Origin of the sequence: Streptomyces sp. CC224B, from assembly GCF_030010595.1 — a bacterium.
GTDB classification, from domain to species: Bacteria; Actinomycetota; Actinomycetes; order Streptomycetales; family Streptomycetaceae; genus Streptomyces; species Streptomyces longispororuber.
The window spans coordinates 34,631-49,494 of the sequence record NZ_JASCXL010000025.1 but is presented as its reverse complement, the minus strand read 5'-3'; the positions used below and the strand labels follow the sequence as shown (position 1 = coordinate 49,494).

Annotated in this window: 18 protein-coding genes; 16 read left to right on the top strand and 2 right to left on the bottom strand. The window is 74.1% G+C overall.

The window, feature by feature from the left end:
* Positions 1 to 121: 121 nt before the first annotated feature.
* Positions 122 to 1,636, bottom strand: a complete 1,515-nt coding sequence (locus QK440_RS12765) for an oxidoreductase (RefSeq protein ID WP_282793206.1) — start codon at positions 1,634 to 1,636, stop codon at positions 122 to 124.
* A 314-nt stretch (positions 1,637 to 1,950) separates the two neighbouring features.
* Here QK440_RS12765 and hisD point away from each other — a divergent pair, with 314 nt between their 5' ends.
* The 10 genes from hisD (at position 1,951) to QK440_RS12715 (ending at position 9,654) form a co-directional block, all read left to right on the top strand.
* On the top strand, positions 1,951 to 3,282 hold the full coding sequence (gene hisD, locus QK440_RS12760; RefSeq protein ID WP_282793176.1) for a histidinol dehydrogenase: 1,332 nt from the start codon (positions 1,951 to 1,953) through the stop codon (positions 3,280 to 3,282).
* Entirely contained in the window at positions 3,279 to 4,385 is a 1,107-nt protein-coding gene (locus QK440_RS12755) for a histidinol-phosphate transaminase (RefSeq protein WP_282793175.1), read from the top strand. The genes hisD and QK440_RS12755 overlap by 4 nt, the downstream gene beginning before the upstream one ends.
* Positions 4,382 to 4,975 (top strand): imidazoleglycerol-phosphate dehydratase HisB, encoded by a 594-nt coding sequence (gene hisB / locus QK440_RS12750; protein WP_282793174.1) that lies wholly within the window; start codon positions 4,382 to 4,384, stop codon positions 4,973 to 4,975. The genes QK440_RS12755 and hisB overlap by 4 nt, the downstream gene beginning before the upstream one ends.
* Before the next feature lie 4 nt (positions 4,976 to 4,979).
* Positions 4,980 to 5,144, top strand: coding sequence for a hypothetical protein (locus QK440_RS12745; RefSeq protein ID WP_190134327.1), 165 nt, complete (start codon positions 4,980 to 4,982; stop codon positions 5,142 to 5,144).
* Positions 5,135 to 5,788: an imidazole glycerol phosphate synthase subunit HisH gene (gene hisH, locus QK440_RS12740; RefSeq protein WP_282793173.1), complete on the top strand. Its 654-nt coding sequence runs from the start codon at positions 5,135 to 5,137 to the stop codon at positions 5,786 to 5,788. Before QK440_RS12745 ends, hisH begins: the two co-directional genes overlap by 10 nt.
* Positions 5,788 to 6,513 carry a bifunctional 1-(5-phosphoribosyl)-5-((5-phosphoribosylamino)methylideneamino)imidazole-4-carboxamide isomerase/phosphoribosylanthranilate isomerase PriA gene (priA, locus tag QK440_RS12735; protein ID WP_190134329.1) on the top strand — a complete coding sequence of 242 codons (726 nt, stop codon included), beginning with the start codon at positions 5,788 to 5,790 and terminating at the stop codon, positions 6,511 to 6,513. The genes hisH and priA overlap by 1 nt, the downstream gene beginning before the upstream one ends.
* On the top strand, positions 6,510 to 6,899 hold the full coding sequence (locus QK440_RS12730) for a RidA family protein (RefSeq protein WP_282793172.1): 390 nt from the start codon (positions 6,510 to 6,512) through the stop codon (positions 6,897 to 6,899). Before priA ends, QK440_RS12730 begins: the two co-directional genes overlap by 4 nt.
* Before the next feature lie 5 nt (positions 6,900 to 6,904).
* Positions 6,905 to 7,660 (top strand): imidazole glycerol phosphate synthase subunit HisF, encoded by a 756-nt coding sequence (gene hisF, locus QK440_RS12725; RefSeq protein ID WP_282793171.1) that lies wholly within the window; start codon positions 6,905 to 6,907, stop codon positions 7,658 to 7,660.
* Between the two features lie 138 nt (positions 7,661 to 7,798).
* Complete coding sequence (locus tag QK440_RS12720; RefSeq protein WP_282793170.1) at positions 7,799 to 8,410, top strand: helix-turn-helix domain-containing protein; 612 nt, start codon at positions 7,799 to 7,801, stop codon at positions 8,408 to 8,410.
* A complete protein-coding gene (locus QK440_RS12715; RefSeq protein ID WP_282793169.1) occupies positions 8,407 to 9,654 on the top strand; it encodes an MFS transporter in 1,248 nt (415 codons plus the stop codon). The genes QK440_RS12720 and QK440_RS12715 overlap by 4 nt, the downstream gene beginning before the upstream one ends.
* A 70-nt stretch (positions 9,655 to 9,724) precedes the next feature.
* On the opposite strand, the gene QK440_RS12710 is transcribed toward QK440_RS12715, so the two are convergent.
* On the bottom strand, positions 9,725 to 10,360 hold the full coding sequence (locus QK440_RS12710; protein ID WP_282793168.1) for a TIGR03085 family metal-binding protein: 636 nt from the start codon (positions 10,358 to 10,360) through the stop codon (positions 9,725 to 9,727).
* Between the two features lie 83 nt (positions 10,361 to 10,443).
* Between QK440_RS12710 and hisI the strand changes: the two genes are divergently transcribed.
* The 6 genes from hisI (at position 10,444) to trpC (ending at position 14,857) form a co-directional block, all read left to right on the top strand.
* The gene (gene hisI / locus QK440_RS12705) at positions 10,444 to 10,809 is read left to right on the top strand and encodes a phosphoribosyl-AMP cyclohydrolase (protein WP_282793167.1); all 366 of its coding nucleotides are present in this window, start codon (positions 10,444 to 10,446) and stop codon (positions 10,807 to 10,809) included.
* Positions 10,810 to 10,818: 9 nt separating this feature from the next.
* A complete protein-coding gene (locus QK440_RS12700; RefSeq protein ID WP_282793166.1) occupies positions 10,819 to 12,336 on the top strand; it encodes an anthranilate synthase component I in 1,518 nt (505 codons plus the stop codon).
* A gap of 7 nt (positions 12,337 to 12,343) precedes the next feature.
* On the top strand, positions 12,344 to 12,994 hold the full coding sequence (locus QK440_RS12695; RefSeq protein WP_282793165.1) for a TIGR02234 family membrane protein: 651 nt from the start codon (positions 12,344 to 12,346) through the stop codon (positions 12,992 to 12,994).
* Between the two features lie 140 nt (positions 12,995 to 13,134).
* Entirely contained in the window at positions 13,135 to 13,353 is a 219-nt protein-coding gene (locus QK440_RS12690; protein WP_282793164.1) for an HGxxPAAW family protein, read from the top strand.
* Positions 13,354 to 13,431: 78 nt separating this feature from the next.
* Complete coding sequence (locus tag QK440_RS12685) at positions 13,432 to 13,878, top strand: DUF2752 domain-containing protein (protein ID WP_282793163.1); 447 nt, start codon at positions 13,432 to 13,434, stop codon at positions 13,876 to 13,878.
* A 169-nt stretch (positions 13,879 to 14,047) separates the two neighbouring features.
* Entirely contained in the window at positions 14,048 to 14,857 is an 810-nt protein-coding gene (trpC, locus tag QK440_RS12680; RefSeq protein ID WP_282793162.1) for an indole-3-glycerol phosphate synthase TrpC, read from the top strand.
* Positions 14,858 to 14,864: the final 7 nt, after the last annotated feature.

The following is a 14,864-nucleotide window of genomic DNA, read 5'->3' as shown; positions in this document are numbered from 1 at the left end:
CTGCGCGCCTTGTCCTCAAACGCCGGACGGGCTGGATACCCTCCGCCGGAGGTCGTCTCAGCCCGTCCGGCGATTGAGGACGAAGCGCGGAGCGCTGATGGGGCCCGGTGGCGGCGGAGCCTCAGTTGCGGCGGAGGAGGCGGGTGGCGCCCGCGGCGACCGTGGTGGCCAGGACCCAGCCCATGAGGATCAGGGCCGCCGCCAGCCACTGCCAGCCGCCGCGGAGCTGCCAGTAGGTGTCGTGGCCCAGGTTGATGACCGGCAGGAGCAGGTCGAGGGCGAACAGGGCCGGGTTCCAGTGGGGGTGCTCGCCCTCCTTGAGGGGTGGGTGGTCGGCGCGGGAGAAGGCGATCGCGCTCGCCGCCCAGAGCACCGCCATCCACAGCGCGGCCCGGCCGGGACGATAGCCGTAGGCGACCGTCCAGTCCTGTGCGTAGCCCCACAGCTTGGCCGCGAGCGGCAGCGTCTCGCGGCGGCGGCGCTGCTTGGCGAGCAGCACCTCGCGGGCGTCGGCGTCCTCGCCGCCCGCGCGCAGCACGGCGGCGAGCTTCTCGTACGGCTCCGGGTTGTACTCGGCGGCGGCCGCGGCCACCCACTCCAGGCGCCGCGCCAGCGGGAAGCTGCCCTGCGGGATGAGGTTCTCGTACGTGAAGCCGCCCATCTGGAGGCCGCCGGGTCCTGGCCAGCTCGCCGCGCGGTCCATCAGGTTGACGACGCGGGCGCCGGACAGGACGACCTTGCCGTGCAGCGGGGCCTCGCCGAGGAAGCGCAGCTCGGGGGTCTGCACCCGGCGCAGCGACACCTCCTGGTCGTGCTGGAGGGTGAAGCGGGCCTGGCCGAAATCCACCGCGTCGCCGAAGCGGCCGTCGTCGAGGCGGATGCCGCCCTCGCAGCTGAAGCGCTGCACCAGGGTCCCGCGCGCGGGGGTCGTACCGCTGGTCTGCATCGGGTTGCCGACGGCGGCGGGGGTCAGGTAGAGCGTGCGCTCCACCGTGAGCTGGGGGGCGTTCAGGGCGTAGCGGCCGTAGGGGTTGGTCAGGACGCTGCCGCGCAGGCTCAGGCTGACGCCGACCTTCGCGCCGCGCAGCCGCAGCTCGCCGTGCGACTCCAGCATCTCCGCCTGGAGGTCCTGCCCGACGGTCAGGCCGTCGCCCATCACGGAGCGGGCCCGCCGGTCGCGGTGCACGACGGCCTGGTTGAGCAGCAGGTCCGTGCCGATGTGGGCGTCGGTGAGGCGCATGCCGTTGTACACGCGGCAGCGCGGCAGGTGCAGGTCGCCCTCGGTGTGCAGCCGGGCGGCCTCCAGGCGGGGGATGGAGCAGTCGACCATGCGCAGCGTGGTGAAGCGGGTCTCGGGGAGCAGGACCTCCTTCTCGAAGCGGCAGCCCCGCAGCTCCGTGTACGGCACCACCGTGCCGCCCGCCAGGTCCAGGACGTCCGTGATCTGCACGCCCGCCAGCTTCAGCGACGACACCCGCCCGGCCAGCGCGGGCGGCCCGTCGAGCAGCAGCCAGCACACGATGCGGGCCCGCACGCTGCGCTCCGGCCCCCAGGGATGGACGCCGTGGGGGTCGTCCACCGCGGCGTCGCCCGACCTGAGGTCGTACAGCGTGCCGTTGCGGAACGCCTGCCACATGCCGATCTCCGCGGCGGTCAGCCCGTCCGGCGGGTCCCCGGTGCCGGTGTCGTCGACCACTGCTGTCGTCCTCCCGTGGGTACCGAGACGCGTCCATGCCTCGTACATCTGTTCATGCCCGGTGCGTGACCGGCTGAACACCAGTGGTGAACGGAGGCTCGCGTTGACCCGGTTCTTCCGCCCGCTGAAAGGGAACGTGCGCTTCCGGTGGCGCCCGGTGCCGGGCCGCGCCGGGTCGCGCGCCGGCGGACGTGCCGTATCACTCACTGATACGGGCGCCCGACCGCCTCCGGCCGTCTGCGAGAATTGGCCATGTGATCTCTCGAATCGATCTGCGCGGCGAGGCCCTCCCGGAGTTTCCGTCGGGTCCCGCTCTGCGCGCCCTGCTGCCCCGTGCCGACTTCGACGTCGCGGCCGCCCTGGAGAAGGTGCGCCCGATCTGCGAGGACGTGCATCATCGCGGCGACGCGGCGCTGATCGAGTACGCGGAGAAGTTCGACGGCGTCCGCCTGGAGCGGGTCCGGGTGCCCGCCGAGGCCATCGCCGAGGCCCTGGCCGGCCTCGACCCGGACGTGCGCGCCGCCCTGGAGGAGTCCATCCGCCGGGCCCGCGCCGTCCACCGCGCCCAGCGCCGCACCCCGCACACCACCCAGGTCGTCCCCGGCGGCTCGGTCACCGAGAAGTGGGTGCCGGTCGGCCGCGTGGGGCTCTACGCCCCCGGCGGCCGCTCCGTCTACCCCTCCTCCGTGGTCATGAACGCGGTGCCCGCGCAGGAGGCGGGCGTGGCCTCCATGGCCCTCGCCTCGCCCCCGCAGGCCGACTTCGGCGGCCTGCCGCACCCGACGATCCTCGCCGCGTGCGCCCTCCTCGGCATCGACGAGGTGTACGCCGTGGGCGGCGCCCAGGCCGTCGCCATGTTCGCGTACGGCACCGACGAGTGCCCCCCGGCCGACATGGTCACCGGGCCGGGCAACATCTGGGTCGCCGCCGCCAAGCGGTACTTCACCGGCCGCATCGGCATCGACACCGAGGCGGGCCCGACGGAGATCGCGATCCTCGCCGACGACACCGCCGACCCGGTGCACGTCGCCGCCGACCTGATCAGCCAGGCCGAGCACGACCCGCTGGCCGCCGCCGTCCTGGTCACGGACTCCGTGGCGCTCGCCGACGCGGTCGCCGCGGAGCTGGAGCCGCAGGTCGCGGCCACCAAGCACGTCGAGGACCGGATCGCGCCCGCCCTGGCCGGCCGCCAGTCCGCGCTCGTGCTCGTGGACGGCCTGGAGGAGGGCCTGCGCGTCGTCGACGCGTACGGCGCCGAGCACCTGGAGATCCAGACCGCCGACGCCGCCGCCGTCGCCGACCGGGTCAGGAACGCGGGCGCGATCTTCGTCGGCCCGTGGGCGCCGGTCTCCCTCGGCGACTACTGCGCCGGCTCCAACCACGTGCTGCCCACCGGCGGCTGCGCCTGCCACTCGTCCGGCCTGTCCGTGCAGTCCTTCCTGCGCGGCATCCACATCGTGGACTACTCCCGCGACGCCCTCGCCGAGGTCGCCCACCACGTGGTGACGCTCGCCGAGGCCGAGGACCTGCCCGCGCACGGCGCCGCGATCAAGGCGAGGTTCGGCTGGAAGGTGCCGGGCCAGTGACACGGATCGACGACCTCCCCGTACGGGACGAGCTGCGCGGCAAGTCCCCGTACGGCGCGCCCCAGCTCGACGTCCCCGTCCGGCTGAACACCAACGAGAACCCCTACCCGCTGCCCGAGCCGCTCGTCGAGCGCATCGCCGAGCGCGTCCGCGAGGCCGCGCGGACCCTGAACCGCTACCCCGACCGGGACGCGGTCGAGCTGCGCACCCGGCTCGCCGCCTACCTGACCCGCACGGGCGGCCACGAGGTCACCCGCGAGCAGGTGTGGGCGGCCAACGGCTCCAACGAAGTCATCCAGCAGCTCCTGCAGACCTTCGGCGGTCCGGGGCGCACCGCGCTCGGCTTCGAGCCCTCGTACTCCATGCACGCCCTGATCGCGCGCGGCACGGGCACCGGCTGGATCTCCGGGCCGCGGGGCGCCGACTTCACCATCGACGTGGACGACGCCGCCCGGGCCGTCGCGGAGCACCGGCCGGACGTGGTCTTCGTCACGACGCCCAACAACCCCACGGGCAACGCCGTGCCGCCCGAGGCCGTCGTCGCCCTGTACGACGCCGCGCAGGCGGCCAAGCCGTCCATGGTGGTGGTCGACGAGGCATACGTGGAGTTCAGCCACGGCGCGTCGCTGCTTCCGCTCCTGGAGGGACGGCCGCACCTGGTCGTCTCGCGCACCATGTCCAAGGCGTTCGGCGCCGCCGGGCTGCGCCTCGGCTACCTGGCCGCCGACCCGGCGGTCGTGGACGCCGTCCAGCTCGTGCGGCTGCCGTACCACCTGTCGGCCGTCACCCAGGCCACCGCGCTCGCCGCCCTGGAGCACACGGACACCCTCCTCGGCTACGTCGAGCAGCTCAAGGCCGAGCGCGACCGCCTCGTCACCGGGCTGCGGGACCTGGGCTACGAGGTGACCGCCTCGGACGCCAACTTCGTCCAGTTCGGGCGGTTCGCCGACGCCCACGACGCCTGGCGGCGCATCCTCGACCGGGGCGTCCTGGTCCGGGACAACGGCGTGCCCGGCATGCTGCGGGTCACCGCGGGAACCCCCGCCGAAAACGACGCGTTCCTCGATGCGGTACGCGCACTCAAGAAGGAGCAGGACGCATGAGCCGGGTAGGCCGGGTCGAACGGACCACGAAGGAGACCTCGGTCGTCGTCGACATCGACCTCGACGGCACCGGGAAGGTCGACGTGTCGACCGGGGTCGGTTTCTACGACCACATGCTCGACCAGCTCGGCCGCCACGGCCTGTTCGACCTCACGGTCAAGACCGAGGGCGACCTGCACATCGACAGCCACCACACCATCGAGGACACCGCCCTCGCGCTCGGCGCCGCCTTCCGGCAGGCGCTCGGCGACAAGGTGGGCATCTACCGCTTCGGCAACTGCACGGTGCCGCTCGACGAGTCCCTCGCCCAGGTGACCGTCGACCTCAGCGGCCGCCCGTACCTCGTCCACACGGAGCCGGAGAACATGGCCCCGATGATCGGCGAGTACGACACGACGATGACCCGGCACATCTTCGAGTCCTTCGTCGCGCAGGCGCAGATCGCGCTGCACATCCACGTGCCCTACGGGCGCAACGCCCACCACATCGTGGAGTGCCAGTTCAAGGCGCTCGCGCGGGCGCTGCGGTACGCCAGCGAGCGGGACCCGCGCGCGGCGGGCATCCTCCCGTCCACGAAGGGAGCGCTGTAACCGCATGAACGGCATCTCCACCCTGCTGATCTTCGTCGGGCTCTTCCTGCTCGGCGGGGTCTACTCCTTCGCCAAGCAGAAGCAGTCCAAGAGCCTGATCACGCTGCTCTCCATCGGCGCCGGCATGTGCCTGCTCGCGGGCATCGTCCGCCTGGAGGTGTGGAATTGACCTCCGCCGGATCGAAGAAGGTCGTCGTCCTCGACTACGGCTTCGGCAACGTGCGCTCCGCCGAGCGCGCCCTGGCCCGCGCGGGCGCCGACGTCGAGATCACCCGTGACTACGACACCGCCATGAACGCCGACGGCCTCCTGGTGCCCGGTGTGGGCGCCTTCGCCGCCTGCATGGACGGCCTGCGCGCGGCCCGCGGCGACTGGATCGTCGGCCGCCGCCTGTCCGGCGGCCGCCCCGTCCTGGGCATCTGCGTCGGCATGCAGATCCTCTTCACCCACGGCATCGAGCACGGCGTCGACTCCGAGGGCCTGGACGAGTGGCCCGGCACCGTCGAGCCGCTGAAGGCCGACATCGTGCCCCACATGGGCTGGAACACGGTCGAGGCGCCCGCCGACTCCGAGCTCTTCAAGGGCCTGGACGCCGACGAGCGCTACTACTTCGTCCACTCGTACGCCGTCCACGACTGGACGCTGGAGACCGCGAACCCCGCGATGCGCGCCCCCCGCGTCACCTGGGCCACGCACGGCTCGCCCTTCGTCGCGGCCGTCGAGAACGGCGCCCTGTGGGCCACGCAGTTCCACCCCGAGAAGTCCGGTGACGCCGGAGCGCACCTGCTGAAGAACTGGATCGGAACCCTCTGATGGCGAAGCTCGAACTCCTCCCGGCCGTCGACGTCCGCGACGGCCAGGCCGTCCGCCTCGTCCACGGCGAGTCCGGCACGGAGACCTCGTACGGCTCCCCGCTGGAGGCCGCCCTGGCCTGGCAGCGCTCCGGCGCCGAGTGGCTGCACCTGGTCGACCTGGACGCGGCGTTCGGCACGGGCGACAACCGCGCCCTGGTCGCCGAGGTCACCGCCGCCATGGACATCAAGGTCGAGCTCTCCGGCGGCATCCGCGACGACGACACCCTCGCCGCCGCCCTCGCTACCGGCTGCACCCGGGTGAACCTGGGCACGGCCGCCCTGGAGACCCCCGAGTGGGTCGCCAAGGTCATCGCCGAGCACGGCGACCGGATCGCGGTCGGCCTCGACGTGCGCGGCACCACGCTGCGCGGCCGCGGCTGGACCCGCGACGGCGGCGACCTCTACGAGACGCTGGCACGCCTCGACGCCGAGGGCTGCGCCCGCTACGTGGTCACCGACATCGCCAAGGACGGCACGCTCCAGGGCCCGAACCTGGAGCTGCTGCGCAACGTCTGCGCCGCCACGGACCGCCCCGTCGTCGCCTCCGGCGGCGTCTCCTCCCTGGACGACCTGCGGGCCATCGCCGCGCTGGTGCCCCAGGGCGTTGAGGGCGCCATCGTCGGCAAGGCCCTGTACGCGAAGGCGTTCACCCTGGAAGAGGCCCTGGAGGCTGTGTCGTCATGAGCGGTGTCCGGCGTGTGCAGAGCGGCACTCCCTGGGAGGACGGCTTCGGTTTCGCGCGCGCCGTGGCCGCGGGCGACCGGGTCCTGGTCGGCGGCACCACGGCCTTCGAGGGCGAGATGCTCCACGGCGAGGGCGACCCCTACGAGCAGGCCAGGGTCGCGTTCGCCAACGCCCTCCGCGCGCTGGGGGAGTTCGGCCTCGGCGCCGACTCCGTCCTCCGCACCCGTATGTACCTGACCCACGCGCGGGACATCGACGAGGTGGGCCGCGCCCACCACGAGGTCTTCGCCTCGGTGCGCCCGGTCTCGACCCTGCTGGTCGTGTCCGGGTTCGTCGACCCGCGCATCCTGGTCGAAGTGGAACTCGAAGCATTCAGAGGAGCTTGAGCGGAATGACCCTGGCGGTCCGAGTCATCCCCTGCCTGGACGTCGACAACGGCCGGGTCGTCAAGGGCGTGAACTTCCAGAACCTGCGCGACGCGGGCGACCCCGTCGAGATGGCCAAGGTGTACGACGCCGAGGGCGCCGACGAGCTGACGTTCCTTGACATCACGGCCTCGTCGGGCGACCGCGAGACGACGTACGACGTGGTCCGGCGCACCGCCGAGCAGGTCTTCATCCCGCTCACGGTGGGCGGCGGCGTGCGCACCGCGGAGGACGTCGACAAGCTGCTGCGCGCGGGCGCCGACAAGGTCGGCGTGAACACCGCCGCCATCGCCCGCCCGGACCTGATCCGCGAGATCGCCGAGCGCTTCGGACGGCAGGTCCTCGTCCTGTCGGTGGACGCCCGCCGCACTCCGGGGGGCACCTTCGAGGTCACCACCCACGGCGGCCGGAAGTCCGCCGGGATCGACGCCGTCGAGTGGGCCCACCGGGCCGCCGAGCTGGGCGCCGGCGAGATCCTCCTCAACTCGATGGACGCCGACGGCACCAAGGACGGCTACGACCTGGAGATGATCCGGGCCGTACGCGAGCACGTCACGGTCCCCGTCATCGCCTCCGGCGGCGCGGGCCGCCTCGACCACTTCCCGCCCGCCGTCGCCGCGGGCGCCGACGCGGTCCTCGCGGCCTCCGTCTTCCACTTCGGCGACCTGCGCATCGGCGAGGTCAAGGACACCCTGCGCCAGTCAGGCCACCCGGTCCGCTGACGCACCCTGCCCCCAAGGCCCCGGCACCGACGGTGACCGGGGCCTTGCGGTGTCCGCGCCGACCGGCCCGCCCAGTAGGAAAGAAAAGTTGCGCAATACTTATTGTGCAACTTTTCTTTCCTGTCTAGCGTGACCGGCATGAGCGACACACCCGAAGAGCGCCGCATCACCGACGTGGGCACGCTGAAGGCCTTCGGCCACCCGCTGCGCCTGCGCCTGTACCGCGCGCTGTACGTCCGCAGGACGGCGACCGCCTCGCAGCTCGCCGAGGAGGTCGACGGCGCCGTCTCCCTCGTCAGCTACCACCTGCGCAAGCTCGCCGAGCACGGCCTCATCGAGGAGAACCCGAAGGCCCGGAGCGGCGACGGGCGCGAACGCTGGTGGCGGCCCGCGCAGGCGGGGCTGAGCTTCGCCCGCCGGGACTTCGACGACGCTCCCGAGAAGCTCGCCGCGCACACCGCGGTGACCCGGGCGCTCGTCGACGAGCGCACCGAGGCCTATGTGCGCTACCTCGACGAGCAGCCCGCCTGGAGCCCCGAGTGGCAGGCGGCCGCCATCTGCTCGGACTACCTGCTGCGGCTGACCGCCGCCGAACTCGCCGCGCTGTCGGGCGAGTTGCGGGCCGTCGTCAAGAAGTACGCCGAGCGCGGCGACGCCGCCCACGCGGCGGGCGACACCGAAGGCCGCGAGAACGCCGCGCTGCACCTGTACGGCTTCCCGTTCCGGACCGGCCCGCAGGGGACGCCGTGACCGCCACCGCGTTACGCACCGCCGCCGGTGCCGAGCGGCCCGCCCACCGCGACCGGAACGTGCTGTGCTGGCTCGCCGCGTACACCGCCTCCATGGTCGGCGACAGCGTCTACTTCGTGGCGCTGTCCTGGGCGGCCGCGCGCGACGGCGGCGCCGCGCAGACCGGGTTCGTGCTCGCCGCCGGAGCCGTGCCGCGCGCGCTGCTCATGCTCGGCGGGGGAGTCGTCGCCGACCGGTTCGGGCCGCGCCGGGTCGTCCTCGGCAGCGACGCGGCCCGCTGCCTGGTCGTCCTCGCGGCCGCCGCGCTGCTGTGGGCCACCACCCCCGGCCTCTGGCCGCTCGTCGCGGTCGCGCTGGTCTTCGGCACCGCGGACGCGCTCTTCCTGCCCGCCGTGGGCGCGCTGCCGCCCCGGATCACCGCGCCCGGCCAGCTCGCCCGGGTGCAGGGCATGCGCGGCCTCGCCCAGCGCGTCGCCACGGTCGCCGCCGCGCCGCTCGGCGGGGCCACCGTCGCCCTCGCCGGGCCGCCGGGAGGGTTCCTTGCGGCCGGCGCGCTGTTCGCCGCCTCCCTGCCGCTCCTGATCCGCGTACGGATGCGCGAGCTGGCCCCGGACGACCGGGCGGGCACGGCCGACGGGGCCTGGCGGCAGTTGACCGACGGCCTGCGGTACGTGCGCGGGCACCGGGTCCTCGCCCCGCTCCTCGCCGTCATGGCCGTCACCGAGGCGGGGTTCTCCGGGCCCGCCAACGTCGGCCTCGTCCTGCTCGCCGACGAGCGGGGCTGGGGCGCCGCCGGAATGGGCTGGACGGTGGCCGGCTTCGGCGCGGGCGCCGGGCTCACCGCGCTCCTCGTCGCCGTCCGGGGCCGGGTGCCGCGGGCCGGTGTGGTCGCGGCGGGCGCGGTGCTGCCCGGCGCGGCGGCCCTGGCCACGCTGGCGTGCGTGCCGTCCGTCGTCTGGGCCGTCGGCGCGGCCACGCTCGTGGGGCTCTTCCTCGGCCTCACCGGGGCGCTGTGCGGCGCCCTGCTCCAGACCGCCACCGCACCCGCCTACCTGGGCCGCGTGACCTCCGTGGCCGGGCTCCTGACGCTGGGCGTGCCGCCCCTGGCGTACCCCCTCACGGGGGCCGCCGCCGGGCTGTGGGGAGCCGGGCCGGTGTTCGTCGCGGGCGCCGCGGTGAGCGCGGCGGGCGCGGCGGCGGGGCTCGCCGTGACGGGGCTGCGGCGTGCCGAGTTGCCACGGTGACCGCTGCGGCGTGCCGAGCTGCCGCGGTGACGTCGGGCCCCGCGCCCCGGGCCGGGGCGCGGGGCGGTGCTCAGAGTCCCAGTTGCTTCGTCTCGTGCAGGCGGGTGACCGCTTCCTTGTCGCCCTCGACCTCCACGTCCGCCGCGTCCTGGCGGCCGAAGGCGTACAGCAGCAGCTCCGACGGCTCGCCGGTGACCGTGACGACCGGGGTGCCCCGGTGGGCCACGGCCGTCTGGCCGTCGCGGCGGCGCAGCACGAGGCCCACCGGGGCCTTGCGGCCGACGACACGGGCCATGCGCTCCAGGCGGGACCAGAGCGCGTCGGAGAAGACCGGGTCCAGCTCACGCGGGGTCCAGTCGGGCTGCGCGCGCCGCACGTCCTCGGCGTGGACGTAGAACTCGACGGCGTTCGACGCCTCGTCGACCTGCTTGAGGTTGAAGGGCGAGAAGCGCGGCGGGCCCGTGCGGATGAGCTGGATCAGCTCCTCGTACGGCTTGGCGGCGAACTCCGCCTGCACCCGTTCCAGGCGCCCGGCGAGCTGCTTGATCAGGATCCCGCCCGCCGCGTCGGCGCGCCGCTCGCGCACCACCACGTGGGCGGCGAGATCACGGGTGGTCCAGCCCTCGCACAGGGTCGGCGCGTCCGGACCGGCCGCCTCCAAGAGGTCGGCGAGGAGGAGTCGTTCACGCTTGGCATGGGTCGACATGCCAGCCAGCCTACGACCGGGCGCCCCGTCCGCACAGTGGACCTCGGCCGGACGCCCCGCCCGGGCGCGGCACAATGTCCGGCATGAGCAGCACGCCCCCGCCCAGCAGCCTGGACCCCGCGATCGCCGCCCGCCTCAAGCGCGGCGCCGACGGGCTCTTCCCCGCCGTCGCCCAGCAGTACGACACCGGGGAGGTGCTGATGCTCGGCTGGATGGACGACGAGGCGCTGCACCGCACACTGACCACCGGGCGCTGCACGTACTGGTCGCGCAGCCGCCAGGAGTACTGGGTCAAGGGTGACACCTCCGGGCACGTCCAGCACGTGAAGTCCGTCGCCCTCGACTGCGACGCCGACACCGTCCTCGTCAAGGTCGACCAGGTCGGCCCGGCCTGCCACACGGGCACGCGGACCTGCTTCGACGCCGACGAGCTGCCGCTCGGCCAGTAGGGTCTGCCCATGGATCTCGAGACCTTCCGCAAGCTCGCGGCCGACCGCCGTGTGATCCCCGTCAGCCGCAGGCTCCTGGCGGACGGGGACACCCCGGTCGGGCTCTACCGCAAGCTCGCCGCCGAGCGCCCCGGCACCTTCCTCCTGGAGTCCGCCGAGAACGGCCGCGCCGACTTCCTCTGGTCTCGCTACTCCTTCGTCGGCGTACGCAGCGCCGCCACCCTCACCGTGCGCGACGGCGAGGCCCACTGGCTGGGCACCCCGCCCGTCGGCGTCCCCACGTCCGGCGACCCGCTCGCCGCCCTGCGCGCCACCCTCGCCGCCCTGCACACCCCCCGCGACCTGGCCGGCACCGCGGGCCTGCCGCCCTTCACCGGCGGCATGGTCGGCTACCTCGGCTACGACGTCGTGCGCCGCCTGGAGCGGATCGGCCCCGGCGAGGTCGACGACCTGCGGCTGCCCGAGCTGACCATGCTCCTGACGAGCGACCTCGCCGTCCTCGACCACTGGGACGGCTCGGTCCTGCTCATCGCCAACGCCATCAACCACAACGACCTCGACACCGGCGTGGACGAGGCCTACGCCGACGCCGTGGCCCGGCTCGACGCCATGGAGGCCGACCTGTCCCGGCCCGTCGCCCAGCCCCCGGCCGCGCTCCCGCCCTCGGAGCTCCCGGAGTTCACTGCCCGCTGGGGCGGCTTGGACTACCAGGCCGCCGTCGAGGACATCAAGGAGCGCATCCGCGCGGGCGAGGCCTTCCAGGTCGTGCCCTCGCAGCGGTTCGAGACCCCGTGCCGCGCCACCGCCCTCGACGTCTACCGGGTGCTGCGGGCCACCAACCCCTCGCCGTACATGTACCTCCTCCGCTTCGACGGCTTCGACGTCGTGGGGTCCTCCCCCGAGGCCCTGGTCAAGGTCGAGGACGGGCGCGCCCTGGTGCACCCCATCGCCGGGACCCGCCCGCGCGGCGCCACGCCCCGCGAGGACCAGGAGCTGGCCGAGGAGCTCCTCGCCGACCCCAAGGAGCGCGCCGAGCACCTGATGCTCGTCGACCTCGGCCGCAACGACCTCGGGCGCGTCTGCGAACCCGGCTCCGTCGAGGTCGTGGACTTCATGTCCATCGAGAAGTACTCCCACGTCATGCACATCGTCTCCACGGTCACCGGCCGCGTCGCCGCCGACCGCACCGCCTTCGACGTGCTCACCGCCTGCTTCCCCGCCGGCACCCTCTCCGGCGCCCCCAAGCCCCGCGCCATGCAGATCATCGACGAGCTCGAACCCGCCCGCCGCGGCCTGTACGGCGGCTGCGTCGGCTACCTCGACTTCGCGGGCGACTCCGACACCGCCATCGCCATCCGCACCGCGCTGCTGCGCGACGGCACCGCGTACGTGCAGGCCGGAGCCGGTGTCGTGGCCGACTCCGACCCGGTCGCCGAGGACACCGAGTGCCGCAACAAGGCCGCCGCGGTGCTGCGCGCCATCCACACCGCCAACCGCCTGCACGGTCCCGCGGGCCGTGAGGGATAGTGGACGGGTGACTTCAGCAGTGCCATCGCCCCGTACCGACGACGAGCCCCGGGCCGCCGCCCCGGGCCGCCCCCCGCGCGGCGGCGGCCGGCGCAGCCTCGCCGCCGCCCTGCTGCTCGGCGCCGCGGGCGCGGCCCTCGCGCTGCTCGCCTCCCGCCAGGCCTGGGCGCACGGCACGGCGGCCGTCGCCGGCGGCGACTTCCCGCTGACCGCCAAGGGCAGCGACGTCACGGGCGTGCCCGCCGCGCTCGCGATAGTCGGCCTGGCCGCGCTCGTCGCGGTCTTCGCCGTCCGCCGCGCCGGGCGCCTGCTCGTCTCGCTGCTGCTCGCCCTGAGCGGCGTCGGCATCGTCGTGTGGGCGCGGCTCGGCGCCGACGACAGCGCGGCCCTCGACGAGAAGGCCGCCGAGACCTCCGGCGACGCCGCCGCGCAGGTCGCCGGCCTCAGCCACACCGGCTGGCCGTACGCGGCCGCCGCCGCGGGCGCCCTCATCCTGGCCGCCGGCCTCCTGGCCGTCTTTTGCGGCCGCGCCTGGCCCGCGATGTCCGGCCGCTACGAGCGCGACGGCGCCCCCCGCCCCAAGGCCCGCCGCGCCCCCGACCCCGACCGCCCCGAGGAGCTCTGGAAGGCGATCGACCGGGGTGAGGACCCGACCTGAGCGGGGCCGGCGCCGGGCGTGAAGGCCCGCCCCGGCGGGAACCCGCTGCGCAGCGGCCGGAACGTCGGCCCCCGGATACGGTCGCGGTACCGGATGCGGGACAATGGACGGGCACAGCCACAGCTAACGAGGAGCAAGTCATGGCGGGACATGGCCACGGACACACCCCGGCCGCCTGGACCGGTGTCATCATCGCCTTCATCGGTTTCTGCGTCGCGGGTGCCTTCATGGTGATGAGCAACCCGGTCGGCTTCTGGGCCGGCATGGGCCTGATCGTCGCGGCGGCGGTCGTCGGCGGCGCCATGCGCCTCGCGGGCCTCGGCCAGAAGCAGCAGCCCGTGGTCCGCTCCCAGAGCTGACCGCGCGTACGCCGATGGGGCGGCCGGGACCTCCCGGCCGCCCCATCGGCGTACCGGAGCGGGCCGCCGTCGCGGAGAATGCGCCCTGTGAACGCTGACCAGGACACCCCCGTGCCCGCCGGTGCGGGCCCGGCGCTGCGCCGCCTCGCCGTGCCGCTCGGCGTCCTCGGCTCGGTCGCCGCGGCCTTCGCCTACGTCGCCGCCGTCGACCCCAACGAGCCGGGCCACTACCCGACCTGCCCGCTGCTGCACTTCACCGGCCTGTACTGCCCCGGCTGCGGGGGCCTGCGCAGCGCGCACGCCGTCGCCCACGGCGACCTGGCCGCGGCGCTCGGCGCCAACGCCCTGGCCGTCGCCGGCTACGCCGTCTTCGCCGTGCTGTGGACGCTGTGGGCCCTGCGGGCCGTGCGCGGCCGGTCCGCCGGGTTCGAGCTCGGCCGCGCCCACCTGCGGGCCCTGGGCGCCGTCCTCGTGCTCTTCACCCTCGTACGGAACCTGCCGTTCGGCTCCTGGCTGCACCCGTAGCGGCCCGGTCCCGCCCCGCGCGGACCCGCGGACGGGCGGAAAAACGTCCAGGTGGTGAGAGCGTCGCCCACCGGATGCGGGTCCTGCGCGGTCCTGCGGATACCATCGCAGGGACCATTAGGCCGCAGAGGGCGACAACGTAGAAAACGTAGGGAAAGGTTCCGCTCGCGTGAGTGTGCTCGACGAGATCATCGACGGAGTCCGTGCCGACCTCGCGGAGCGGCAGGCGCGCGTCGGCCTCGACGAGCTCAAGGAGCGCGCGGCGAAGGCCCCCGCGGCCAAGGACGGCGCGGCCGCCCTGCGCGGCGACGGCGTCAAGGTCATCTGCGAGGTCAAGCGGTCCAGCCCGTCCAAGGGCGCGCTCGCCGCGATCGCCGATCCGGCCGGACTCGCCGCCGACTACGAGGCGGGCGGCGCCGCCGTCATCTCCGTGCTGACCGAGCAGCGCCGCTTCGGCGGCTCGCTCGCCGACCTGGAGGCCGTGCGCGCCAAGGTCGACATCCCGGTCCTCCGCAAGGACTTCATCGTCACCTCGTACCAGCTCTGGGAGGCCCGCGCCTACGGCGCCGACCTCGCCCTGCTGATCGTCGCCGCCCTCGACCAGCCCGCCCTCGAGTCGCTGATCGAGCGCGCCGAGTCCATCGGCCTCACCCCGCTCGTGGAGGTCCACGACGAGGAGGAGGCCGAGCGCGCCCTCGACGCGGGCGCCCGGGTCATCGGCGTGAACGCCCGCGACCTGCGGACCCTCAAGGTCGACCGCAACACCTTCGAGCGCGTCGCGCCCGAGCTGCCCGACTCCGTCGTCAAGATCGCCGAGTCCGGTGTGCGCGGACCGCACGACCTCATCGCGTACGCCAACGCGGGCGCCGACGCGGTGCTCGTCGGCGAGTCCCTCGTCACCGGCCGCGACCCCAAGACCGCCGTCTCCGACCTCGTGGCCGCCGGCGAGCACCCGGCGCTGCGGCACGGAAGGAACTGACCCCGCC